General features: G+C 35.8%; 21 protein-coding genes and 1 tRNA gene. 17 read left to right on the top strand and 5 right to left on the bottom strand.

What is annotated here, in order from left to right; genetic code table 11:
• The first annotated feature begins 1 nt into the window (after position 1).
• From D778_RS06950 to D778_RS06925, 6 genes are all read left to right on the top strand, one after another.
• Positions 2-634, top strand: coding sequence for a LysE family transporter (locus D778_RS06950; RefSeq protein ID WP_007649096.1), 633 nt, complete (start codon positions 2-4; stop codon positions 632-634).
• 7 nt (positions 635-641) lie between these two features.
• Complete coding sequence (locus D778_RS06945) at positions 642-971, top strand: MGMT family protein (protein ID WP_007649095.1); 330 nt, start codon at positions 642-644, stop codon at positions 969-971.
• Between the two features lie 220 nt (positions 972-1191).
• The gene (locus D778_RS06940) at positions 1192-2328 is read left to right on the top strand and encodes an Mrp/NBP35 family ATP-binding protein (RefSeq protein WP_007649085.1); all 1137 of its coding nucleotides are present in this window, start codon (positions 1192-1194) and stop codon (positions 2326-2328) included.
• A gap of 3 nt (positions 2329-2331) precedes the next feature.
• The gene (locus D778_RS06935) at positions 2332-2574 is read left to right on the top strand and encodes a NifU family protein (protein WP_007649083.1); all 243 of its coding nucleotides are present in this window, start codon (positions 2332-2334) and stop codon (positions 2572-2574) included.
• 84 nt (positions 2575-2658) lie between these two features.
• The gene (locus D778_RS06930) at positions 2659-3720 is read left to right on the top strand and encodes an NAD(P)/FAD-dependent oxidoreductase (protein WP_007649081.1); all 1062 of its coding nucleotides are present in this window, start codon (positions 2659-2661) and stop codon (positions 3718-3720) included.
• A 44-nt stretch (positions 3721-3764) separates the two neighbouring features.
• The gene (locus D778_RS06925) at positions 3765-4097 is read left to right on the top strand and encodes a 2Fe-2S iron-sulfur cluster-binding family protein (RefSeq protein ID WP_007649078.1); all 333 of its coding nucleotides are present in this window, start codon (positions 3765-3767) and stop codon (positions 4095-4097) included.
• A 103-nt stretch (positions 4098-4200) separates the two neighbouring features.
• On the opposite strand, the gene D778_RS06920 is transcribed toward D778_RS06925, so the two are convergent.
• The 5 genes from D778_RS06920 to D778_RS06900 form a co-directional block, all read right to left on the bottom strand.
• Complete coding sequence (locus D778_RS06920; protein ID WP_040491744.1) at positions 4201-5100, bottom strand: metallophosphoesterase family protein; 900 nt, start codon at positions 5098-5100, stop codon at positions 4201-4203.
• Positions 5101-5218: 118 nt separating this feature from the next.
• Positions 5219-6397, bottom strand: coding sequence for an acyl-CoA dehydrogenase family protein (locus tag D778_RS06915; protein ID WP_007649071.1), 1179 nt, complete (start codon positions 6395-6397; stop codon positions 5219-5221).
• A 40-nt stretch (positions 6398-6437) separates the two neighbouring features.
• Positions 6438-7151 (bottom strand): tRNA1(Val) (adenine(37)-N6)-methyltransferase, encoded by a 714-nt coding sequence (locus D778_RS06910; protein WP_007649068.1) that lies wholly within the window; start codon positions 7149-7151, stop codon positions 6438-6440.
• A gap of 121 nt (positions 7152-7272) precedes the next feature.
• A complete protein-coding gene (gene rimM, locus D778_RS06905; RefSeq protein WP_007649066.1) occupies positions 7273-7800 on the bottom strand; it encodes a ribosome maturation factor RimM in 528 nt (175 codons plus the stop codon).
• A 177-nt stretch (positions 7801-7977) separates the two neighbouring features.
• On the bottom strand, positions 7978-8517 hold the full coding sequence (locus tag D778_RS06900) for a 30S ribosomal protein S16 (RefSeq protein ID WP_007649064.1): 540 nt from the start codon (positions 8515-8517) through the stop codon (positions 7978-7980).
• A gap of 151 nt (positions 8518-8668) precedes the next feature.
• On the opposite strand from D778_RS06900, the gene D778_RS14170 reads away from it, so the two are divergent.
• The 11 genes from D778_RS14170 (at position 8669) to D778_RS06845 (ending at position 25168) form a co-directional block, all read left to right on the top strand.
• Positions 8669-9673 (top strand): DUF6252 domain-containing protein, encoded by a 1005-nt coding sequence (locus tag D778_RS14170; RefSeq protein WP_007649062.1) that lies wholly within the window; start codon positions 8669-8671, stop codon positions 9671-9673.
• Between the two features lie 229 nt (positions 9674-9902).
• Positions 9903-14288 (top strand): DNA polymerase III subunit alpha, encoded by a 4386-nt coding sequence (gene dnaE, locus D778_RS06890; protein ID WP_007649060.1) that lies wholly within the window; start codon positions 9903-9905, stop codon positions 14286-14288.
• 218 nt (positions 14289-14506) lie between these two features.
• The gene (trxA, locus tag D778_RS06885) at positions 14507-14824 is read left to right on the top strand and encodes a thioredoxin (RefSeq protein WP_007649058.1); all 318 of its coding nucleotides are present in this window, start codon (positions 14507-14509) and stop codon (positions 14822-14824) included.
• Between the two features lie 159 nt (positions 14825-14983).
• Positions 14984-15913 (top strand): DUF58 domain-containing protein, encoded by a 930-nt coding sequence (locus tag D778_RS06880; RefSeq protein WP_007649054.1) that lies wholly within the window; start codon positions 14984-14986, stop codon positions 15911-15913.
• An 80-nt stretch (positions 15914-15993) separates the two neighbouring features.
• Positions 15994-16067 (top strand) — tRNA-Asp (locus D778_RS06875).
• Between the two features lie 403 nt (positions 16068-16470).
• Positions 16471-18825, top strand: a complete 2355-nt coding sequence (locus D778_RS06870) for a sigma 54-interacting transcriptional regulator (protein WP_007649052.1) — start codon at positions 16471-16473, stop codon at positions 18823-18825.
• Between the two features lie 211 nt (positions 18826-19036).
• Positions 19037-19453 carry a DUF7793 family protein gene (locus D778_RS06865; protein ID WP_007649050.1) on the top strand — a complete coding sequence of 139 codons (417 nt, stop codon included), beginning with the start codon at positions 19037-19039 and terminating at the stop codon, positions 19451-19453.
• 11 nt (positions 19454-19464) lie between these two features.
• On the top strand, positions 19465-21300 hold the full coding sequence (locus D778_RS06860; protein ID WP_040491740.1) for a PAS domain-containing sensor histidine kinase: 1836 nt from the start codon (positions 19465-19467) through the stop codon (positions 21298-21300).
• On the top strand, positions 21293-21736 hold the full coding sequence (locus D778_RS06855) for a response regulator (RefSeq protein ID WP_040491738.1): 444 nt from the start codon (positions 21293-21295) through the stop codon (positions 21734-21736). The genes D778_RS06860 and D778_RS06855 overlap by 8 nt, the downstream gene beginning before the upstream one ends.
• Positions 21737-21770: 34 nt before the next feature.
• Positions 21771-23711 carry a T9SS sorting signal type C domain-containing protein gene (locus tag D778_RS06850; RefSeq protein ID WP_007649039.1) on the top strand — a complete coding sequence of 647 codons (1941 nt, stop codon included), beginning with the start codon at positions 21771-21773 and terminating at the stop codon, positions 23709-23711.
• A 2-nt stretch (positions 23712-23713) separates the two neighbouring features.
• The gene (locus D778_RS06845; RefSeq protein ID WP_007649037.1) at positions 23714-25168 is read left to right on the top strand and encodes a hypothetical protein; all 1455 of its coding nucleotides are present in this window, start codon (positions 23714-23716) and stop codon (positions 25166-25168) included.
• Positions 25169-25265: the final 97 nt, after the last annotated feature.

The following is a 25265-nucleotide window of genomic DNA, read 5'->3' as shown; positions in this document are numbered from 1 at the left end:
TTTGAGTTTAACAGCCCTTTTTTTTATAGCCATGCTAGTGGCTTTTTTAGCAGCAGTTCCTCCAGGGTTGTTAAACATGACTGCAGCTAAAATTAGCTTAAAAGAAGGTCATGCCAGAGGGATAATGTTTTCTTTGGGCGCCTCCTTGATTTTTCTCTTCCAAACGCTTATTGCCACAGTTTTTGCCAGATATTTAAGCAAACATCCAGATGTAATAGATATACTTCAGCAAGTGGCTTTTGTGATTTTTGTTTTAATTACCATTTACTTTTTGCTTATTGCAAAAAAACAATCCAAACCAGACACAGAATTAGAAACCAAAAGCAAACGAAGCAGGTTTTTTCAAGGTATGTTTTTGTCCAGTATCAACATGTTTCCCATACCTTTTCAAGCATATATTACCATTACCATTGCTTCATTTGGATGGTTGACGTTTGATAAACCTGGAATTTCCACCTATGTTGCAGGAGCAGCCATGGGGTCTTTTACCAATTTATATGTATATATTTTCTTTTTCGACAAAATAAAAAAGACCAAAGAAACTTCGCAAACAAACATGAATTACATTATAGGTGTCATTACTGGAATAATTTCCATTATTACCTTAATAAGTATACTTAGAAAATATTATTAATTGCTCCATGCAAACAAAAGCACTTAGTTTTTTCGACAAAGTTTATCAAGTGGCAAAACAAATCCCTTATGGTCGTGTAACCAGTTATGGAGCCATAGCCAAGTATCTTGGAGCAGCAAGAAGCGCCAGAATGGTTGGTTATGCCATGAATGGTTCGCATAATAAAGATGTTCCAGCACATCGTGTGGTAAACAGAAAGGGGTTGCTAACAGGAAAACATCATTTTGAAGGCACCAATTTAATGCAGCAACTCTTGGAAAGTGAAGGTGTTCAAGTAACAGACAATCAAATTCAGAATTTTGAGGAAGTGTTTTGGGATCCTTCTAAGGAATTGTAATTATTTGTAAATTCTTGAAAAATTAGGAAATAATTACAAATCCACAACCCGATAACAAAACCAAATCCAAACATCAATCATTTCAATTAAACTTTTTCAAATTCTAAACTATTCGCTGTATATTTGCATTTTAGAATGATTCTTAATAATTAAAAATGAGTCGTATAAAATAGGATAAAAATATCTGTTTTATGGACTGTTTTTTTAGATATAGTTTACCATGAAATTAAACAAACAAGACATATTAAAAGCGCTTGAAACCATTTCGGCACCTGGAGAAGGAAAAAATATGGTGGAAAGTGGCGCAGTAAAAAACGTTGTGACTTTTGCCGATGAGGTTATTGTTGATATTACCATAAACAACCCAAGTCTACAAGCCAAAAAGAAAACCGAAGTCGAGATTATGAAAACCATTCACGATTTGGTTTATGAAAAAGCTAAAATTACAGTAAACGTAAAAGTTGATGCGCCTACAAAACCTGCTCCTAATGTTATTAAAGGAAAACAGATTCCAGGTATTCAAAACATTATAGCCGTAGCTTCCGGAAAAGGTGGTGTGGGAAAATCTACAGTCACTGCCAATTTGGCTGTGACCTTGTCTAAAATGGGCTTTAAAGTGGGAGTTTTAGATGCCGATATTTATGGACCTTCAGTTCCCATGATGTTTCAAGTTGAAAACGAAAAACCTTTGGCCGTTAACATTGAAGGAAAATCCAAAATGAAGCCGGTTGAGAATTATGGTGTAAAAATACTGTCCATAGGGTTTTTTACGCAACCTAACCAAGCAGTAGTATGGAGAGGTCCTATGGCTGCCAAAGCCTTAAATCAAATGATTTTCGATGCCCATTGGGGAGAATTGGATTTTATGCTCATAGATTTACCTCCAGGAACAGGAGACATTCATTTAAGCATCATGCAATCTTTACCAATTACAGGTGCTGTAGTAGTAAGTACACCTCAAAATGTGGCTTTGGCAGATGCTAAAAAAGGAGTTGCTATGTTTCAGCAAGAAAGTATCAATGTTCCTGTTTTAGGAATTATTGAAAATATGGCATATTTTACTCCAGAAGAACTACCAGAAAACAAATATTATATTTTTGGAAGAGAAGGAGCTAAACACCTAGCAGAAGACTTGAATGTGCCATTTTTAGGAGATATTCCATTGGTTCAAAGCATTCGTGAAGCTGGAGACGTAGGTCGTCCTGCTGCTTTGCAAACAGCAACGCCTTTAGAAGAGGCTTTTGAGACCTTAACACAACAAGTGGTTCAAGAAGTGGTAAAACGCAATACCAATTTGCCACCAACCGAAGCGATAAAAATTACAACCATGGCTGGATGTTCGGCCGTAAAAAAATAGGTTATGACTACAGAAGAACTTAAAATGAACATTGAAAAAGCGCTAGACGAAATCCGTCCGTTTTTACAAAGTGATGGTGGTGATATTTCATTACTATCCATAGAGGATGATAAGCTGGTTAAAGTACAACTGCAAGGTGCTTGTGTAGGTTGCAGTGTAAACCAAATGACCCTTAAGTCTGGCGTGGAAATGACCATTAAAAAGTATGCACCTCAAATAGAACAAGTTATTAATATAGACGCTTAAATTATTAAAAAACCTTAAATGTGACTTTTGTCACATTTAATTAATAAAGTAAATAATAACTTTGTCTCTTGAAATTTACAATTCATGATTAAAACAGATATTCTTATTATTGGAGCTGGTCCAACAGGCTTATTTGCCGTTTTTGAAGCAGGATTACTAAAATTAAAATGTCATTTAATAGACGCTTTACCACAACCAGGAGGACAGTGTTCAGAAATTTATCCAAAAAAACCTATCTATGATATCCCAGGTTTTCCAGAAATTTTAGCAGATGATTTAACCAAAAACCTTTTGGAGCAATGCAAGCAATTTGAGCCAGGTTTTACACTTGGGGAACGAGCTGAAACTATTGACAAGCAAGAGGATGGTACCTTTATTGTAACTACAAACAAAGGCACCAAACACCAAGCTCCAGTAGTTGCCATTGCTGGAGGTTTAGGAAGTTTTGAACCTAGAAAGCCATTAATTCACAATATTGAATACTTTGAAGATAAAGGCGTGGAATACTTTATTAAAGATCCAGAAAAATACAGAAACAAACGCGTGGTTATTTCTGGAGGTGGTGATTCTGCACTGGATTGGAGCATCTTTTTATCTGATGTTGCTTCTGAAGTGACCTTAATACACAGAAGAAATGAATTTAGAGGCGCTTTGGATTCCGTGGAAAAAGTTCAAGAGTTAAAAAATCTTGGAAAGATAAATTTAATAACTCCAGCTGAAGTTACTGGTATTTTGGGAGACCGTCATGTAAAAGCTGTTGTGGTAAGTCAGGCAGAACACATTCCAACAGAATTTGAAGTGGAATGTGACCATTTCATCCCTCTGTTTGGTTTGTCGCCAAAATTGGGTCCCATTGCAAATTGGGGATTGGAGATTGAAAAAAATGCCATTAAAGTGAACAATGCCTTAGATTATCAAACCAATATTCCAGGGATATTCGCTATTGGTGATGTCAATACCTATCCTGGAAAATTAAAGCTGATTTTATGTGGGTTTCATGAGGCAACATTAATGTGCCAAGCTGCGTATCAAATTATCAATCCTGGAAAAAAATATGTGCTTAAATACACAACTGTAAGTGGAATTGATGGATTTGATGGTTCCAGAAAAGAAGCCCCAAAAGCTGTAGTAAAAGCTATAGACTAATCGATGAATGCCACATTAGTGAAATGACATATCTTTTTTAAAAAATGGAACAAGACGTAAACATTAAAATAATAGACAGGGAAGGGGTTTCCCATAACATAGTTGCGCCAACGGATATGGCTATGAATCTTATGGAAGTGGTGCGTAGTTACGAGTTGGCTCCTGAAGGAACCATAGGTATATGTGGTGGCATGGCCATGTGCGCTTCTTGTCAATGTTATGTGTTAAGTGATACCCAACTTCCAGAAATGCAAGACGACGAAGAAGCCATGTTGAGCGAAGCGTTTTATGTAAAAGAAAATTCCCGATTGGGATGTCAGATTCCAATAACTCCAGACATGGAAGGCTTGGAGGTTGAATTGGCTCCTGAATCTTAAAGCTTATCTTGTTGCTTTTTAAAACATTTCAACTCTAGCACTAAAAGAAACTAATACAAAAACATTCTTTAAGTTGTTGCTCCTTCAATATCATGGCGCTTACTTATTCCGTTTTATAGTCCATCAACTTTCTAGGTCCTTCCAGCAAAACCCTAACTATTTGAAGGGTTCCATTTTCAGTGGTGTCTATATACCATTTTATTAAAGAAATTTCACCATTCTCAATCTCTATTCCTGTAATGCTTCTAGGGTGTACACAACTGCCATCGTTAAAAAAAGCAATGTCTCCAGGATTGGGAAAGCGAGGCCTGTGAGTGTGTCCCACAACAGTAAGGATATTGTTGTTTTCAATAATCCATTTTTTGGTCCTTCGTTCCACTTTAATCAGTTCCTTGTAGTTTTTTGCAGGACTAGTTGGGTCTGCAATACCCATAACGTTCAATGGTTTCCAAAGTACACGAACCATAAAACGACTTAATTTCCAAAAGGTATAATTCCACCAATCTGCTTGGTGTCCATGGGTTAAAAACACTTCTTGTTGTGTGTTTTTGTGTTTTAAAACAATGCCTTCGTGATATGAAGCGTTGCAAAACAAATCAACTTCTTTTTCCAATTTTGGATCGAAATATGTAGATAGGTGTTTTTTTACATATTCAGGGTTTTGGTATACCATATCATGGTTTCCCCAAATTAGATGTAGTCTTTCTTGCTCATGAAAAAGTTTCATGACCAAATACACATTTTTATGGGCCTCAAAAATGGGCTGAAAAGATAAGTTTTCCCAAAGCTCGTCGCCATCACCTAATTCACAATACTGAAATCCTTCAGCATAATAATGCTTTAAGGCATGAAAATAAATGTTCCGGTTGTTGGCAAAATCGTCTGCAAAACTATTGTCCCCTCGATGGCAATCGCTAAACAAAATAAACTTGCTAGAGTCGTCAAAAGGGATGACTTTAGCGTTTTTATAGGCTCTATCTAATCGTTTTTTGGATGACCACATAAAGTAAATGTAAACAAATTTCAATAAAAAAATGCTTCTCAAATTAGAGAAGCATTTAGTTAATATTTAATTTCACACAGATTCTGTTCGAGTGAAATAATTAAATAAGCCTCAGGCCTTATTTAAAGGCGTTTAAGCCAGTAATATCCAAACCGGTTATCAATAAATGAATATCATGGGTTCCTTCGTAGGTAATCACACTTTCCAGGTTCATGGAATGTCTCATGATTGAATATTCACCAGTAATTCCCATACCTCCTAGCATTTGTCTGGCCTCACGTGCTATGTTTATGGCCATATCCACATTATTGCGTTTCGCCATGGATATTTGTGCAGAAGTGGCTTTATCTTCATTGCGCAATACGCCAAGTCGCCAGGTTAATAATTGGGCTTTGGTGATTTCGGTAATCATTTCTGCCAGTTTTTTTTGCTGTAATTGGAACTGTCCAATAGGTTTGCCAAATTGCATGCGTTCCTTGCTGTAGCGTAAGGCCGTGTCATAACAATCCATGGCAGCGCCAATGGCTCCCCAAGCTATGCCATATCTGGCAGAATCCAAGCATCCAAGTGGCGCTCCCAATCCAGATTTGTTAGGTAAAAGATTCTCTTTGGGCACTTTTACGTTATCAAAAATAAGCTCACCAGTTGCTGAAGCCCTTAAAGACCATTTATTATGTGTTTCTGGTGTGGTAAAACCTTCCATGCCACGTTCCACAATTAGTCCGTGAATTCTACCAGACTCATCTTTTGCCCAAACAACAGCCACTTGAGCAAATGGCGCATTGCTTATCCACATTTTGGCACCATTTAAAAGATAGTGGTCTCCTTTGTCTTTAAAATTGGTTACCATACCTCCAGGATTGGAACCATGATCTGGTTCTGTAAGTCCAAAGCAGCCCATCCATTCACCTGAAGCCAATTTTGGCAAGTATTTTTGACGTTGTGCTTCAGTTCCATATTTCCAAATAGGATACATGACTAAAGACGACTGAACAGAAGCTGTACTTCTTACACCAGAGTCGCCACGTTCAATTTCCTGCATGATTAAACCATAAGAAATTTGGTCTAATCCTGCTCCTCCATATTCATGAGGAATATAAGGTCCAAAAGCCCCAATTTCTGCAAGGCCACCAATAATTTGTTCTGGAAATTCTGCTTTTTGAGCGTACTCTTCGATAATTGGAGATACGTCGCGCTTTACCCATTCTCTGGCAGCATCGCGCACCAATTTATGTTCGTCGGATAATAATTCGTCTAGATTGTAATAATCAGGAGCTTCAAATAAATCAGGCTTCATTGTTATATCGTTTTGTTAGAATAGCAAATGTAACAAAATGCTACATTTTTAGATAGAAATCTTTAGTCAAATTTATATAGTCTGTGGTGTATTGATGTCTTGCAGTTTCAATGGTAAGTTCTGTAATGTCTGTTTTGGTTTTGTGGAATGAAAATTCCAGGAGGCTCCTTTTAGTTTCGGAAGTGGACGAGCCCTTGACATGTAAAATCCTAGTTGGGAACAATTTTACTTTTGAAGCCAAAGCGATAAACGGTTCTTCTTCCTTGAACGGAATAATTATAGAAAACAAACCGTCTTGGGATAGTAGTTTTGAAGCACTTTCCAATAGATGGTTAAATGGTAAGGCTTCAGAAAATCGCGCCAAATCCCTTTGAGTGTTTTCGGTTTTATAATCTTCTGAATAAAACGGAGGATTAGATACAATCAGATTGTATTTATCATCTATTTCAGTAACGAATTCTTTGAGAGAGGCATGATAACAAAAAAGTCTATCAGCCCAAGGCGAATTTTCAAAATTTTCAACACATTGTTCAAAAGCATTCGCGTCTATTTCAAGCGCATCAATTACTTCTGCTGAACTCCTTTGAGCCAACATTAGGGCCAAAACACCAGTTCCAGAACCAATGTCTAGAATAGAAAATGGTTGTTTTTCAATAGAGGCCCAAGCGCCAAGTAACACACTGTCTGTACCGATTTTCATGGCACAACGGTTTTGGTTTACACTAAATTGTTTAAATTTGAATGGCTTGTCCATAAATACACTACAAAGGATTATGGTTTGTTATTAATAGCAGATAATATTTTATAGGTTTTTTCAATCTACGATAGTCGACATCATGAATTTTCTCAGAATCCATAGTAGCAAGGTTTGGAATTTATTGAATATAAAGTTCAATAAGCCCTTCTGGAGTTTCTACAAAAACGGTTTTGTTTGCTCTGTCAATTTTATGGATGAACTCATCATTCATTGGGATTAAAATTTCAATGCCTTCCCTGTCAATTTCAAAAAGGGCTTGAGCTGTGGAATCGTTAATGGACACAATGGTTCCAACGGTTCCATGGTTGATATCTTCTACCTTAAAACCAATTACTTCGTGAAAATAAAATTTATCCCCTTCAAGTTTAGGTAAAAATTCCAAAGGTAAATATACGTCACATTTAATCAGGGCATCTGCATCGGCTTCTGTATCGACATCTTCAAAGCGAACACGCAACAAATCGGATTTATGCAATTGTGACGATTCAATAAAAAAAGGCACCAGGTTATTGCGTAAATCAATAAACATGGCATCCAGGTTTTCGTATAATTCCGGTTCGTCTGTATCAAGCTTTATAAGGAGTTCCCCTTTAAAGCTATATTTGGATACTATTTTACCTAAGTAAAAGCAATCTTCTTTTTTCATATTTATTTCCCTTGAAAACGGGAGTCTTAATTCAATTCAAAAAATCATGAAATTTTAATTTCCTTACCTGTTAAGTGGCAGGCGTGGGAAATGTTGCCCATACCTTTTTTCGGGTTAAGGCAATAAAAAACCCAGACTTTTAAGGTCTGGGTTCAAAAGTATAAAAAATAACTGTTTTTATTCTTCTTCTTTAGTAGCTTCTGCTTCCACAGCTGGAGCGTCTTCTGCTGTTGCTTCTTCAGCAACTTCTTCAGCAGCTTCTTCTTCAACAGGTGCATTGGCAGCCATACGAGCTTCGTTGGCAGCTTTTTCAGCTTCTAATGCTTTCGCTTTTGCTTCAGCTTCAGCTTTTGCTAAATTTTGTGATTTAGCATCTACTTTTCCAGCTTTTTCTTCTAACCAAGCAGCAAATTTAGCTTCTGCTTGCTCTTCGGTTAAAGCCCCTTTTCTTACGCCACCAGCAAGATGGTTTTTAAGCAAAGCGCCTTTGTAAGACAAAATGGCTTTAGCAGTATCTGTTGGTTGTGCACCATTCTGTAGCCATTTAACAGCTCCATCAACATCCAATTCAATGGTTGCTGGATTTGTGTTTGGATTGTAAGCACCTAATTTTTCTAGGTATTTACCATCTCTTTTAGATCTAGCATCTGCAGCAACGATCCAATAATAAGGTTTCCCTTTTTTTCCGTGTCTTTGTAATCTAATTTTAACTGACATATAAATTAATTAGTGAGGTTCGCGACCTCGATTATTAATAAGGGTGCAAAGATACGATTATTTTTTAATTTTCAACTTTTTATGTAAAAACTAATAGGTTGTTTTTTTTTATCTTATTTTTGAGTTCTTATATTAATGATTAAAGTAAAATATGAAAAAATTATTTGTGTTGGCAATTGCCATATTGGCCATGGTAAGCTGTGGTGATGAAGTGGAATTCAACTCTCCAGCCATGCAAGGTAAAAAGGATGGAACTACTTGGAAAGCTGTGTCCTATAGAGCCTATATTGATGAAAACGGGAAGTCCATTATTACAGGTCACAATAATTACGAAACCATAAATTTACAAGTGTCTTCATTTTCTGTTGGAACTTATTTGTTAGGAGAAAGCAACTCAAACATAGCTACATTGATAGGGTCCAACCTAGAGGAGTATTCTACAAATAACTTGCCAGATCAAGACATTGAACTGTATCCACCAGATGGTATTATAGAAATAACAGAGTTTAACCAAGTCAATAATTCCATTTCTGGAAAGTTTTGGTTCAATGCTTACTCGGCATCAGGAACCCAAACAGTTAATTTCAGTCAAGGTATTTTTTACAATATACCAATTCCATTTAGCTCTGGTCCTGGTTTAATGTCTTGCGATGAGGCTGTAGCAGCAACAGAAGATGCACAATTGGTTTATGAGACAACTAGCACTACAGACGCAGAATATTCAACTGTATGTAACACATACAAAAATGCTTTAATGGATCAGCAAGTGGCGTGTGGCGATGATACCGGAATCCTTCAAGGAATTATTGATGGCTTGTATTGTGACGATGATGACAATGATGGAATTCTATCCATTAATGAAGATCTTGATCAAGATGGGAATTTAATAAATGATGATACAGATGGTGATGGCATTGCCAATTACTTGGATGATGATGATGATGGAGACTCCATTTTAACAATGAATGAAGATGTTGATGGAGATGGAGACGTTACTAATGATGATACAGACATGAATGATGTGCCAAATTATTTAGACAATGATGATGATGGTGATGGCATTTTAACCATTAATGAGGATGTTGATGGAGATGGTGATCCAACCAATGATGATACCGATGGTGATGGCGTTCCAGACTATCTAGATAATAATTAATTGTAGCCTCTAAAACAAAATTTAAAAACGCAGTCTTAGAACTGCGTTTTTTTGTTTATAACTGTTTATAACTTCACTTTAAAAAAGCGATAATTATCTGTATTTTTAAAAACTTTTCATCTAAAGAAAATCAGCCATATATTCAGGGATTTGTATTTTATTATTCGTGAATTTGTGGGTCAAAAGTCGGTTTAACGACCAAATACAAAAACAACTTAACATTTATTAGATGTATTTAATTTTTGATACAGAAACCACAGGATTACCTAAACGTTGGGATGCTCCAATTACAGATACAGATAATTGGCCAAGAGCCATACAAATTGCGTGGCAATTGCATGATGGTATGGGAAATTGTTTGGAGCATCAAGATTATTTGATTCAGCCCGATGGCTTCAACATTCCTTACGATGCCGAAAAAATCCATGGCATTTCTACCGAATTGGCCCAAGAGCAAGGAAGGCCTTTGGTTGAGGTTTTGGAGAAATTCAATAAGGCATTGGCCAAAACCAAGTTTGTAGTTGGACAAAACGTGTCATTTGATCTCAATATTATGGGAGCTGAATTTGTTAGGGAAAACATCGCCAACCCCTTACAGGAGCTACCGGTTTTGGATACCTGTACAGAACATACAGCCTCACTTTGCCAAATTCCTGGAGGACGTTACGGGAAGTTTAAACTCCCAACCTTAACCGAGTTGCACCAGTATTTGTTTAACCAACCCTTTGCAGAAGCACATAATGCCACTGCAGATGTGGAAGCTACCACACGTTGCTTCTTGGAACTGATAAGAAGACAGGAATATACCAAAGAAGAACTGGATGTTCAACCAGATTATTTTAAGAATTTTAATGAGGCCAACCCTAAGGAAATTCAACTTATTGGTTTAAAACACATCAACTTAAAACAGGAGAGTGCAAAAATAAATAAGCGTTTACAAGAGCAACAAAAGGACAGTTTGTCCGATGCCGAAATAAGGGAAAATATTTCAGAACTTGCCGATGCAGAATTTGTTCACCTGCATAACCATTCCCAGTTTTCGGTGTTGCAATCCACCATAAGCATTCCAGCATTGGTAGCAGCTGCAGCCCAGCACAATATGCCAGCTGTTGCCTTAACAGATCATGCAAACATGATGGGAGCATTTCATTTTGTAAAAGCAGTGACCAACCATAACAAAACGGTTCAGGCCAAAAACAAAGAGGCTCTGGAAGCAGGTAAAACGCCAAGCTTAAAAGAAATAAAACCTATTATTGGTTGCGAATTTTTTGTTTGCGAAGACCATTTGGATAAAACCAGAAAGGACAATGGTTATCAAATTGTGCTTTTGGCCAAAAACAAAAAAGGCTATCACAACTTGGCTAAATTATCTTCTCATGCCTATACAGAAGGATTTTATTACGTGCCCAGAATCGATAAAAAATTAATTCTTCAATACAAGGAAGACCTCATTGTGCTCACCGGAAACTTATATGGTGAAGTGCCAAGCAAAGTGTTGAACATAGGAGAAAATCAAGCAGAAGAAGCTTTGCTTTGGTGGAAAGATGCATTTGGAGACGATCTGTACATAGAAATTATGCGTCACAATCAAGAAGATGAAAATCGGGTGAATGCTGTTTTAATAGAATTGTCCAAAAAGCACCATGTAAAGTTGGTTGCCACCAACAACACCTATTACGCCAAGCAGGAAGATGCCAATGCGCATGATATTTTGCTGTGTGTAAAAGATGGCGAAAAGCAGGCGACACCTATTGGTCGCGGTCGTGGCTATCGTTACGGATTGCCAAATCAGGAATATTACTTTAAATCTTCAAAAGAGATGAAGGATCTCTTTAAAGATCTGCCCGAAGCTATTTCAAACATTCAAGAGGTTGTAGGTAAAATAGAACATTACCAACTGGCTAGGGAAGTGTTATTGCCTGCTTTTGATATTCCGGACGAATTTAAAAACGACGAAGATGCCAAAGATGGAGGAAAAAGAGGGGAAAATGCATATCTAAGGCATTTAACTTTTGAAGGTGCCAAAAAACGTTATGGCACACTTACCGATGAAATTACAGAAAGGTTGAATTTTGAACTGGAAGTTATTGAAAACACAGGTTATCCAGGATATTTTTTAATTGTGGAAGATTTTATTCGGGAAGCTAGAAACATGGATGTTTCTGTAGGTCCTGGTCGTGGTTCGGCTGCAGGTTCGGTTGTGGCTTATTGCTTATGGATAACCAATATAGACCCTTTAAAATACGATTTGCTTTTTGAGCGTTTTTTAAATCCGGATCGTATCAGTATGCCAGATATCGATATCGATTTTGATGATGAAGGCAGAAGTCGCGTCATGGATTATGTTATCAAAAAATATGGTAGCAATCAAGTGGCCCAAATCATCACTTATGGTACCATGGCAGCCAAATCTTCCATTCGTGATACAGCTAGAGTACTGGATTTGCCACTTTTTGATGCTGATAGGATCGCCAAATTGATTCCTACCATGTCCAAACTGCACAAAATTTTTGGAGCGGACGAAAAAAGCTTGAAAAACATGTTTCGATCTGAAGACTTGGAAAAGGTCAATCAGCTTTTAAACATTTCCGAAGGAGAAGATTTAGAAGCAGAAACAGTCAATTTGGCTAGAACATTGGAAGGTTCGGTTAGAAATACAGGAATTCACGCTTGTGGTGTAATTATCACTCCAGATGATATTACCAAGTTTGTGCCAGTAGCCACTGCCAAGGACTCCGATTTGTATGTCACGCAATTCGATAACTCTGTGGTGGAAGATGCAGGTTTGTTAAAAATGGATTTCCTGGGTTTAAAAACCTTAACATTAATTAAGGATACTGTTAAAATTGTAAAAGCCAAGCATAATATTGATCTCGATCCAGATAGCTTCCCTCTGGATGATGAAAAAACATATGAGCTCTTTCAAAAAGGTGAAACCGTTGGGGTGTTCCAATACGAATCGCCTGGCATGCAAAAACATTTAAAAGAACTTAAACCAACCGTTTTTGAAGACTTAATAGCCATGAATGCTTTGTATAGACCAGGACCTATGGAATATATACCAAGTTTTACCAAACGTAAACATGGTTTAGAAGAAATAGACTACGATTTGCCAGCCATGGAAGAGTATCTTAAAGAAACCTATGGGATAACAGTCTACCAAGAGCAGGTAATGTTGCTGTCGCAAAAACTGGCAGATTTCACAAAAGGTGAAGCTGATGTGTTGAGAAAGGCTATGGGTAAAAAGCAAATAGCTGTATTGGATAAGATGAAACCAAAATTTATTGAACAAGCCGTAGCCAAAGGTCATGATGCCAATAAACTGGAGAAAATTTGGAAAGATTGGGAAGCATTTGCCAGTTATGCATTCAATAAATCACATTCCACCTGTTACGCTTGGATAGCTTATCAAACAGCCTATTTAAAAGCACATTATCCAGCAGAATATATGGCAGCTGTGTTGTCCAATAACATGAACGATATCAAACAGGTTACCTTTTTCATGGAAGAATGTAAACGCATGAAATTAAATGTTCTTGGGCCAGATATCAACGAGAGTTATTATAAGTTTTCTGTAAACCAAAACAATGCCGTTCGTTTTGGAATGGGAGCCATTAAAGGGGTAGGTCATGGAGCCGTAAAAACCATTGTGGAAAACCGAAAAAAAGATGGTCACTACAAGTCCATTTTTGATTTTGCCAAGCGTATAGACTTAAGGGCAGCCAATAAAAAAGCGTTTGAAAACCTAGCCTTGGCTGGAGGCTTTGATTGCTTTAGCGACACACATAGAGCGCAATATTTTCATGATGATGGAGACGGAATTACTTTTCTCGAAAAGGCCATTAAATATGGTGCCAAACATCAAGAAAATGAAAATTCGGCCCAAGTGAGTTTGTTTGGCGAAGCCAGTGATGTGCAAATAGCAGAACCTTTGGTACCACCTTGCGAAGAATGGGGTACCATGGAAAAACTTGCAAAAGAAAAAGAAGTAGTTGGAATTTATATTTCTGGACATCCATTAGACGATTTTAGAATAGAAATGAAAACCTTTTGCAATGCCAATTTGGCTTTGTTAAAAGATTTAGAGCCATTTGTAAATAGAGAACTTACTTTTGGAGGTGTGGTTACAGATGTGCAGCATCGTGTGAGCAAACAAGGAAAAGGCTGGGCCTTGTTTACCGTTGAAGATTATACAGATAGCCATGAGTTTCGGATTTTTGGAGAAGAATACCTAAAGTTTAGGCACTTTCTGTTAAAAAATTCTTTTGTATATGTGAAAATGTTTGTTCGGGAAGGATGGGTCAATAGAGATACAGGGAATAAATCAGAACCTAGAATTCAGTTTAACAACTTCCAGTTGTTACATGATGTCATGGACGCCTATGCCAAAAAATTGTCTGTACAATTGCAGATTTCCGATTTACAGGAAGCACGTGTCAACAGATTAAAAGAGCTTTTTAACATGCATAAAGGCGATCACTTGTTGAATTTTATAATTTACGACACCGAAGAGCAGATAAAATTGAACATGCCAAGTAGAAAACAAAAAATAAAAATATCCCAAGAACTATTGGACGAACTGGAATCGGATGGGGTTTTTTATAAGTTGAATTGACAAACTTCATTTAATAATATAGCTTGATTGTAAACATTTAAAGTTTTTAATACTGAAAGATTAATACTTACAGCATCAAAGAAAACGTCCAAAACACCAAAAAATAACCGAAACCAATACACACATAAACAAAACAAATTGTCAGGTTGTAAGCTTTGGCAAAATTTTTGACTAATATTGTAATATAAATAGAAGTAGAACATATTAAATTATAAATTATGGCATTAGAGATAACAGATGCAACGTTTGAAGAAACCGTTTTAAAGAGTGATAAGCCTGTGATGGTAGATTTTTGGGCAGCTTGGTGTGGACCATGTAGAATGGTTGGACCAATTATTGATGAAATCAGTAAAGAATATGAGGGTAAAGCTGTGGTAGGAAAAGTAGATGTAGATGCAAATCAAGAGTTTGCTGCTAAATATGGTGTGCGTAACATTCCTACGGTTTTGGTGTTTCAAAATGGAGAAGTAGTAGGTCGCCAAGTAGGTGTGGCACAAAAAAGTGCTTATACTGAAGCAATCGACTCACTTTTATAAAAATTACTTTCTAAAAGAAAAGATAAAAGGTTTGCTTAAACGGCAAACCTTTTTTAGTTTAGAAGATTCATATGAACTAATTTAAAATGTTGAATTCTTCCTCTCTTGTACTGAACACGGTCGGAATATGGGAAGATGTCTCTTGAGACAGATGGGCTAATGGACTTACAAAAAGAACTCAATAAAACGGGCGGGTTTAAAAACTTGGACTTACTTGCCAAACAAGTGGTGGAAGGCTTTATTGCTGGCATGCACAAAAGTCCGTTTCATGGGTTTTCAGCAGAATTTGCAGAACATAAAATTTATAATCAAGGCGAAAGCACCAAACACATAGACTGGAAACTGTATGCCAAAACCGATAAATTATTCACAAAACGTTACGACGAAGAGACCAATTTGCGCTGTCACTTAATTATAGACAACAGCAGTTCCATGCACTATCCAGAATTAAGGACGTTTTCCATAGATCATTTAAATAAAATCGCTTTTACGGCTTTGGCCTCGGCATCGTTAATGCACATTTTAAAAAAACAAAGAGATGCCATAGGCATGAGTGTTTACAGCGATAGTTATACCTATTACGCACCAGAAAAAGGAAGTGAAAGACATCATCAAATGCTGTTGCACCAATTAAGCGAACTGGTGCTTAGCAAACCAGAAAACAAACAAACAGAAACCTATACTTTTTTGCACCAAATAGCTGAAAAAATAAAAAGGAGATCATTGATTTTCTTTTTTACAGATATGTTGCAAACCTCTGTGGATCAAGAAAAATTATTTGAAGCTTTACGTCATTTAAAATACAACAAACACGAAGTGGTTTTGTTTCATGTATTCGATAAAGAGAAAGAAGTTTTATTCGATTTTGATAACTCACCCAAACGCTATGTGGATGTAGAAACAGGAGAGCATATTAACCTTTATGCCGAAAACATTAGAGACAACTATAAGGAAGCAGTAAGAACCTATTTTGAAACCATAAAATTAAAGTGTGGACAGTATCGGATAAAATATGTGGAAGCAGACATCAATAAAAAATTCGATAATATCCTTACAACCTATATGGTAGAGCGCCAAAAGTTTGGTTAAAAGAAAAAAACAAAAAAAACTTCAAAAAATATTTGTGAAGTTAAAATTGCAATGTATATTTGCCCTCGCAATAAAGCAACGGTCTGGTAGTTCAGTTGGTTAGAATGTCGCCCTGTCACGGCGAAGGTCGCGGGTTCGAGTCCCGTCCAGACCGCAAATATTGCTCAAGCTCCAAGAAGTTGGAGCTTTTTTTCGCGATAAAAATTAGTTGTGTTGTTTTGACAGGTGTAGTAGTCTGTCAATGGTAGTAAAGTTGATTTTTTCAGCTTTATCCAATGGAAAGCTTTCCTTTCTTCAGTACTTGATGGCCTTGGCTAAAGAGTTTGAAAATTGGGATGCTTTTTTGTTTTAAGACCATTTTTGCTTTATAAAAAACACCATGACTAAAGATTGTTTTTAAATTAATAATCAGTCATTTAATTTCTACAATAATAATTAATTCCATTCTTAAGTTTCAGTCAATCTTTTTTTTAACTCCATTAAATTCCGTAAATTTATTGATAGACCTGCATAAAAAAGTTGTCCTCAAATCCAAAAAAATGTAGGTTTAATATGGTATGAGCAAACAAAATAATGAAATATTGAGTGGATTAAACTCAAGTGAGTTTACCCAAATATTAAACGAAAACACCTTAATGTGTTTACTAAACCTAAAGGGTAAATTTGTTTATATAAGCGACCCGTTGTGTTCCCTATTGGGATATCAAGAAAAAGATTTGTTTAACAAAAACATAACCTTACTTAAACCTACATCAGTCAATAAGCATCAAAGTAAAGATTGGTGGACCACAATTAAAGAAACTCACCATTGGCATGGGTATGTTAATTTTTTAAAACAAAATGGCCAAGAGCGAAAGTTAATGAGTACAGTTTCCTTGATGGAGAGTCAAGAAAACAAAGAAGCATATTTTTTATGTGTCTTTAAATTATTGCCTCTACCTAAAGAAGTTGAGGAATTTGTGGACAACGAGTTATGTTTCAAATGGTTTTTTGTTAACAGCCCCATTCCTAAAGCCCTATTTAGCTTGGATACATTTCAATATATAGATGTTAACAACGCTTGGGAAAATTTCATTGGTTTCAATAAAAGGGAGGTTGTTGGCCAAACACCAGAAAATTTAAATATTCACAACTACTTCGATACAAGTTTTGTCGAGAACTTAAAATCCAAAGAAAATCACACCCATAATTTAGATAATGGAATTGTCTTTTTAAAATCTTCAGAAAAGAAACGGGTTATATTAAACTATGAAAAAATTGTTATTAATGGTAAAGCGTTTTTGCTTGAAGTTATAAACGATATTACAGATAGGATAAAATATCAAAAGGAATTAAAAAGCATATCCAAAAAATCCATAGAGAAAAAAGATGCCATTTTAAAGCTGGCTGGATTGGTTGGCAGTGATCTAAATTATGTTTTTGAAGAGATTACCAAGTTGGCTGCCAATACCATGCAAACGGAACGGGTTTCCATCTGGGAATTTGATTCCAAAAGAAAATACATTTCCTGTAAATGTGCCTTCAATTCCAAAGATGAAAAATATTTCAATCATATTGAACTTAAGTCACACGATTACCCAAAATATTTTAATTCGCTTTTTAAGAACAAAATTATGAAGGTTGATGATGTTTTGGAAGATAAAAGAACAAAGAATTTTGCAGATGCTTATTTTAAGCCTTATGGGATTAAATCCACTCTGGATGTTTTAATACAAGGACATTATTCCCCTTATGGTGTGTTGTGTTTTGAGCGTTTGGAATCTACAGATGAATGGACAATTGAAGACGAGGAATTTGCAACATCCATAGCTAGTATCATATCATTGGCTGTGGAAAGTGACAAAAGAAAAACAGCCGAAATAGAGCTTATCAAATCCAATGAAAAACTGGTATCCTTAAATTCAGAATTAAGTAAATTAAAAAAAGAATTGGAACAGCAAAACATCTATTTACGCAAAGAAATTGATTTGGTGTTTAATTATGAAGAAATGGTTTATGGAAGCAAGTCTTTTAGTCAAGTGCTTACAGAGGTAGAGCATGTGGCAGCCACAAATGCTACCGTTTTGTTATTGGGAGAGTCTGGCACAGGTAAGGAGTTGTTGGCTAGAGCTGTACATAATATTAGCCCTAGAAAAAACAAACCATTGATTAAGGTAAACTGTGCTGCCATACCCAAGGAACTTATAGAAAGTGAGCTGTTTGGTCATAAAAAAGGATCTTTTACTGGTGCTATTAATGATAAACTGGGAAAATTTCAATTGGCAGATGGAGGGACTTTGTTTTTAGATGAAATAGGCGAATTGCCATTGGACATGCAACCTAAGTTGCTAAGAGCCATTCAAGAATCGGAAGTGGAACAAATAGGAAGCACTAAAACTGAAAAAGTTGATATAAGAATTATTGCAGCAACCAACAGAAACCTTCAAAAAGAAGTTAAAGAAAAAAACTTTCGTGAAGATTTATATTTCAGGCTAAATGTTTTTCCCATTATCATTCCGCCATTAAGAGAACGTGTTGAGGATATACCAATATTAATTGAACATTTTGTCAATAAATTCAGTAAACAATACAATAAAAACGTCAAATACATTTCTGAAGAGACCAAACGCAATTTACAATCCTACAATTGGCCAGGTAACATAAGGGAATTGGAAAATCTGGTGGAGCGAGCCGTTATTTTATCCAATGATGAAAAACTGGTGATTCCCAATTTTAAATCCTCATCCAAAGAGTCTTTAATCTCATCTACCATTTTGTCTTTGGACGATGTACAAAGAAACCATATCAAGAAAGTTCTAAAAAAATGTAACTACAAAATTGACGGCCCAGAAGGAGCTGCAAAATTACTGGAAATGAAACCCAGCACCTTAAGGGACCGGATAAAAAAATTGGGTATAGAAAGACCTAAATAAAAACACGGTATTCCGTGTAATTTCTTTTCGTCGAATATTTTTATCGGTATGCCGTGACCGATTTTTTTTCGACCATTAATTTTTATTATTTGCAACCATCTATATTTCAGTTACTTACAATTACATAAAAGACAATTTAGTCTTTTTTGAAGTGTTTGGCACACATATTGGCAATGTGTTTTCGCATTAAATCCCCAAATGATGCCTTTATATGAATACACCTATTTTAGATCAATCTGAAAAAGTAAAATTTTGGATTGAAAACGACATTCTGTTTTGTAAGTTCAGTCAGGTTGACTGCTACCTTTCTGAAGAAGCAGCAAAAGCTTACTTGCTTATCATAAAAAAAATCTGTCAAGGTAAATCCATGCCTTTACTAATTGATATCCGTAATTTTATAGGAAATTTTTCTCCCACTGCTGCAAAAATGTTTGCCAATAGTCCCATTTTAAAACATCATGTGATGTTACAGGCTTTTGTGGCAGACACGTTAAATAGCAAACTCCTTATCAGTTCTTATGTTAGGATTTACGCCAAGGACTCCCATGTTAAGATATTTAACGATTTTGAATCTGCTCTGGCATATTGTATTGAATATAAAAATAAATTTTTAACTCAAAAAAATTAAAGGCTTAGAACATGCAGGACAATATGCTATTGAATTCTTTTGAAAACCATTTTATCGTCTCCATTTCAGACACTCAAGGGAACATTGTTTATTCCAATGATAATTTTTTAAAATTATTAAATAAACCAATCAATCAAAGTGTAGGGCAGGCTCAAGAATTGCTTAAATCCCTTTTGCAAACCAAAGAGCTCTTTTGTCAAGTTTGGAGAGCGATCTTGGCTGGTGAAAAGTGGAGAGGCATCTTGTTCTATAAAGGGAATGGCAATAAAAATCATTGGTTGGATACAACCATTAGTCCCATTAAAAATGAAAACGGACACATTGTAAGGTATGTAACCATAAGCAATGATATCACTAATTATTATTGCAAGGAAACTCACAACAATACCATATACTGTAAAGAAAAGAAGCTAATAGAAAATTTTACCAAGGAAGTACTGTACATAAATAGATATGGAAAAATAATCAACACCTCAGAAAACATTTTAAACAATACCTACAATAGTATAGTGGGATCCAATATCTATGACTTTATTCATCCTGCCAACCATGGATATATAAAAGAGCAGGTTGACAAGGTGTTTGATAAAGGTAAAAAATGTAAATATCAGTCGGTAGGATTGTCTCCCAAAGGAAACCAAACCTTATATGTCTCCAAGATCAAACCTGTGTTTAATATAGATAACGAGGTTATCTACGCCACCTTAAAATCTAAAAAACATAGAAACAATAGCAATGCCAATAATAAGCTTAAAGCTATTGAAACCAAATACAGTAACATATTTCAATCTATAAATGTTGGAATATTGGTTGTTGCCAATAGTGTAGGAAACATCATTGAATGGAATAAAGGAGCTGAGTTGGCTTTTGGCTACTCCAGTTCAGAAATCATAGGAGAACCATTAACCATCTTAATGTCTAAAAAACAAGTGGATGTTGGTGTTAAAGAATTGCTGAAAGCCAAAAACAAATTGGACAATAACACGTATGACGACACCATAGAAATGTTGGGCCAAAGAAAGAATGGTGAAGAATTTCCAGTAGAATTTGCCATGAGCCATTGGCGAAATGGCAAAGAAAAATTTTACTGTGCTTTTATGTTGGATATTTCCAAACGAAAAAAACTGGAAGAAAAATTAAAAAAGACCACTAAAGATTTAGAACTGTTTTTATATCGTTCTGCACATGAGTTAAAAGCGCCACTTACTTCTGCTGAAGGCTTACTTCTTTTGTTAAAAGAAGAGAAGCAAAGCAAAAGGGTGTCCCTTCTAATAAACATGCTTGATGAAACCTTGGAAAAAGGGCGTTTGCTCCTGGATGATTTGGCTTTTGCTTCAATAATTTCAGAAAAAAGAAGAAGCATTACGGTTATAGATTTTAAATCCAAAATTAACACGACCCTGGAAACTTTTAAAGGGATTAAAAATTTTGATGCTATAAAATTCCAGGTTCAAGTAGAGCAAAAAACAGATTTTTACTTTAATCAAGAGCTCATGGATTCTGTTTTTCAAAACTTAATACATAACGCTATTTGTTTCTCTAAATCAAAAACCAACAACCACACACCAATCACAAAAATTAAGGTAAAGGTTTCAGAAAAACATGTGAGCGTAATAGTTGCAGATAATGGTCTGGGAATTAGTAATGAATTTATAGATAAAGTCTTCGATCTTTATTTTAAGGCAAATAGTGTCAACTCCAATGGTGCTGGATTGGGATTATATATTGTGAAACGAATAGTGGACGATTTTAATGGGCATGTTACTGTAACCAGTAAAATAAACAAAGGCACTTCGTTTGAAGTGATTTTACCAAATTTAAAAGAAGGAGAATTAAATAATGATTAAAAATGTGATGCTGATTGATGACAACAAAATAGACTTATTTGTCAATCAAAGAATTATTGAAAAATACAATCCTGAAATAGATATAAAGACATTTAACAATGCCATTTCTGCAATAAGTTTTTTTAAACTTTTGGAACTCAATATCAATATGAAACCTTTAACGGTTCCAGATGTTGTTTTGTTGGATATCAATATGCCAGAAATGAATGGGTTTAACTTTTTTAAAGAATTTAACAGGTTAAACCTTATTGATAAAAGTAAAATAGATATCTATATGTTATCCTCTTCGCTTTGCCCAGACGATATTTATAGAGCTCGAATGGAAACCCATTGTTCTGGATATATTACCAAACCCTTAACAGTCTCTAAACTTGAAAATGTGTTTAACAAATCTGTAAATAATGTGGAATATGAAAAATTCAAAAAAATAATCTAGACCTAAAAACCAATTATTAACCAAATCTTAAAAAATGAACTTAAAACCTAAACTATTGCCTGTTTTTGTTTTGGGTATCTGCTCTCTGGCAAATGCACAAATAATTAACAATGGCATAATTAAAATTACAACAAACACAAACGTGTTTGTTCAGGATGAGTACACAAACGATACTTCGGGCAATCATGTTTGTGATGGCAATTTTTACCTAAACAGTAATTTTGTAAACAATGGAACCACATCTGCATCCTCTGGGACCACTTATTTTAAGAGTGCCACCAACAATCTGTTAACCTTGTCAGGAACCAGCGACAATGCCAATTTTTACAATTTAGAAATTGATGTCACTGCTGCTGATAAGAAAGGGGTTTCTGTGGCAAATAATTTTGCATTGCAAGTGGCAAATGCTGTGCATTTTAAAAGTGGCGATTTAAGGCTTGTAGGAGAAGCCCAGCTTATACAGGAGCATGCTGGAACAGACAACAATACGGCTGTTTCTGGAAAACTGCTTGTAGACCAACAAGGAACTGTGTCTCCTTTTCAATATGATTATTGGTCATCACCAGTAACTAATGGAGGCATGTTTTCTCTTTCTGGAGGAAAGTTTGATGGCTCAGATGCCGTAATCAATGCTTTTAATCCTACACAAATATTGTTCAATTCTGGCTCGCCTTACAATGGGTTACCATCTGTATTGGATGGAGGAGGCAATGTTACAACAGCCTTAACCATTAATACCAGATGGCTTTATAAATATTCTAGAGGCTCTGGCTCTTATGCAGAATGGATTGCTTTAAATGGTTCAAGTACCTTGCTTCCAGGGGAAGGTTACACCATGAAAGGTCCCAATGCTTTAACTGCCAAGCAAAATTATGTGTATTATGGACTGCCAAATAATGGCGATTATCAGTTTGCAATAACCACTGGAGAAAGTATTTTATTGGGAAACCCTTATCCATCTGCATTAGATGCTGAAAAATTCCTGAACGATAACATTTCTGTGGTAGAGTCCCTTTATTTTTGGGTGGATGGAGGATCGACGTCTCATGTGCTTTCAGATTATTTAGGAGGATATGCCATAAGAAACCTTACTGGAGGAACACCTCCTTCCATTGCTTCACCACTTATTTCAGGAATTGGTACCTCGGGAACAGTGACTGCACCTTCACAATATGTGCCAATTGCCAAAGGGTTTTTTGTGCTAGCCATAGGTTCTGGAAATGTTGTTTTTAATAATTCACAGCGTTATTTTAAAACAGACTCCAACAGACTTGTTAATACTTTAGATACCGGCAATAAGTACCTAAGAATCGGGTATGAAGATCCTGAAGGTTTTCATAGACAGTTATTGTTGGGCTTTATGCCAAATTCTTCGGCAGATTTAAGCTATAATCCTGGATACGATGCCATTCAGTTAATGACTAGGGAAGACGATGTGTTTTTTATTATAGACAACAATCCCAACAAACAGTATGCCATTCAAGGTGTTAATGGTTTTTCGGAATTCATGGAATTTCCCATAGGACTGGTCATTTCTGAAGCAGGAACCCATCAACTAATGTTGGATGCTGTTGAAAATTTTACAGAAACCGTTTATCTAAAGGACAATCTATTGAACATAACCCATGATTTAACTGCGTCTAATTTAGAAATTAATTTACCAGCAGGAGACTATTTGGACAGGTTCTCTATAGTTTTCCAGCCGGCTGAGACCTTAACAACATCCAACCCAGAATTGGAACAAACATTGGTTTATTACAATGGTGAAAACCATATAGTGGTTTCCAAGCCAAGTTCCCTGGAAGTTGATAGTATAGACGTATACAACATGCTTGGACAACATATTTTATCTGTTTCAGAAAACTTAAAAAATCAAAATAAAATTTTAATTCCCTTTACAAACAGCCAAGGGGTTTATTTGGTTGTTATAAATTCAAAAAGCTCAAAAAAATCTACTAAAATCTTAAAATACTAATTATGAAAACAAAAAATTTACCCTTATTCGCAATAAAATGCATGGCTTTATTTTTATTGAGTGCCAATATATATTCACAGGTTGGCATAGGAACTTTAACACCTAATGCTTCTGCCATGTTGGACGTTGAGTCTACAACCAAAGGTTTGTTGACTCCAAGGATGACTTCTGCAGAAAGAACAGCCATCTCAAACCCTGCCAATGGCTTGTTGGTGTATGATACGACTGAAAATGCTTTTTATTTTTATAAATCTGCTACTTGGACCAAATTAGACTCTCAAGTAAGGGATAACTATAAGTTAATAAAATCTGCTGCCGATTTGAGTGCCGAATTAACAGCTGGTGGTGGCAGCAAATACCTGCTTAATTCCAACACACTTTATGAAATCAACGGAACCATAAACTTGGCTTATCCTATAGACATCAATAATGCTTATGTAATGGGCTTGGATACAAACGAAGACAAGTTGGTAAGAGCCAGTGGAAATTTATTTGTTGGAAACCAAGGAGGTTCTATCAAAAACTTAACCTTAGCTGGTGGTACCATTTTTAATTTAACAGGAAGTGCAGCACAGAACTTAATTATAAGGGATTTGGTTATTGCCAATGCCTCCTCTGTTGGGACCATTAGTGGATATGGCATGGTGTTTCTTAGCGTTGTGCAGTATATTGGTAACACAACTGGAGTGACGTATACTAATATTGGAAATTTGCTTATAAGCAACACAGGTTGGTTCTCTACAAATTTAGGAACCTACGAAACATATACTGGAACTTTTGATTTTATTGAAAAGCAAGGAGGTTTTATGGTTGTTAATGGTTCTGCTAAAGGGATAGATGTAAGCAGTAACCCAACTGTTACAAAAGCTGTATTGACAGGTGTGAGTTTCAGTGGAACAAGCACAGAATATGTAAAAAAATATACTACAGGTTCTTATCCTAATTATAATTTTACCAACTCTTGGACCGTAAATTGCCCAGGGATAAAATTGGAATCAGATGAAGTTGCATCTGCTAATATTTATTACGATGGAACCATTACCACAGGATTTGTCCAAACCGTTGCAAACAATAATGTTTTTAATTTAACAGGTAACTCCAATTCCAACACCACAACTGCAGTAAATTTATTGAGAACCAATTCCACTCAAGACAACCGTATTACCTATGTAGGAAAAAAAACAAGAACATTCCAAGTGGATGCAGCCTTATCCATTAGAGGGAATTCTGGACTAGGAGATTATTATGCCTTTTTTATTCGAAAGAATGGAAGTACAACCTTAATAGAAACCAATACCTTAATGAGGGTTAATAATACGTCTGACATCTCAAGCAACGCCATTTCAGGAACAGTGGAATTGGCACCAAACGATTATATTGAAATTTGGGGTCAACGATTAGTGGGTTCAGGAACCACAAGTATTACTGTTTTCTCGTTAAACTTAAGTATTAAATAACTTTTTTGTTTGCTATAACTTTGGTTAAAATATGTGAAAAATTTGAAGGCATGCCTGTCGAAAGACAGGCATGTTTTTGTTTGTAATGGATAGGTTT

The organism is Xanthomarina gelatinilytica (genome assembly GCF_000348685.1).
Classification (GTDB): domain Bacteria; phylum Bacteroidota; class Bacteroidia; order Flavobacteriales; family Flavobacteriaceae; genus Xanthomarina; species Xanthomarina gelatinilytica.
This window is presented reverse-complemented; position numbering and strand designations above follow the sequence as displayed.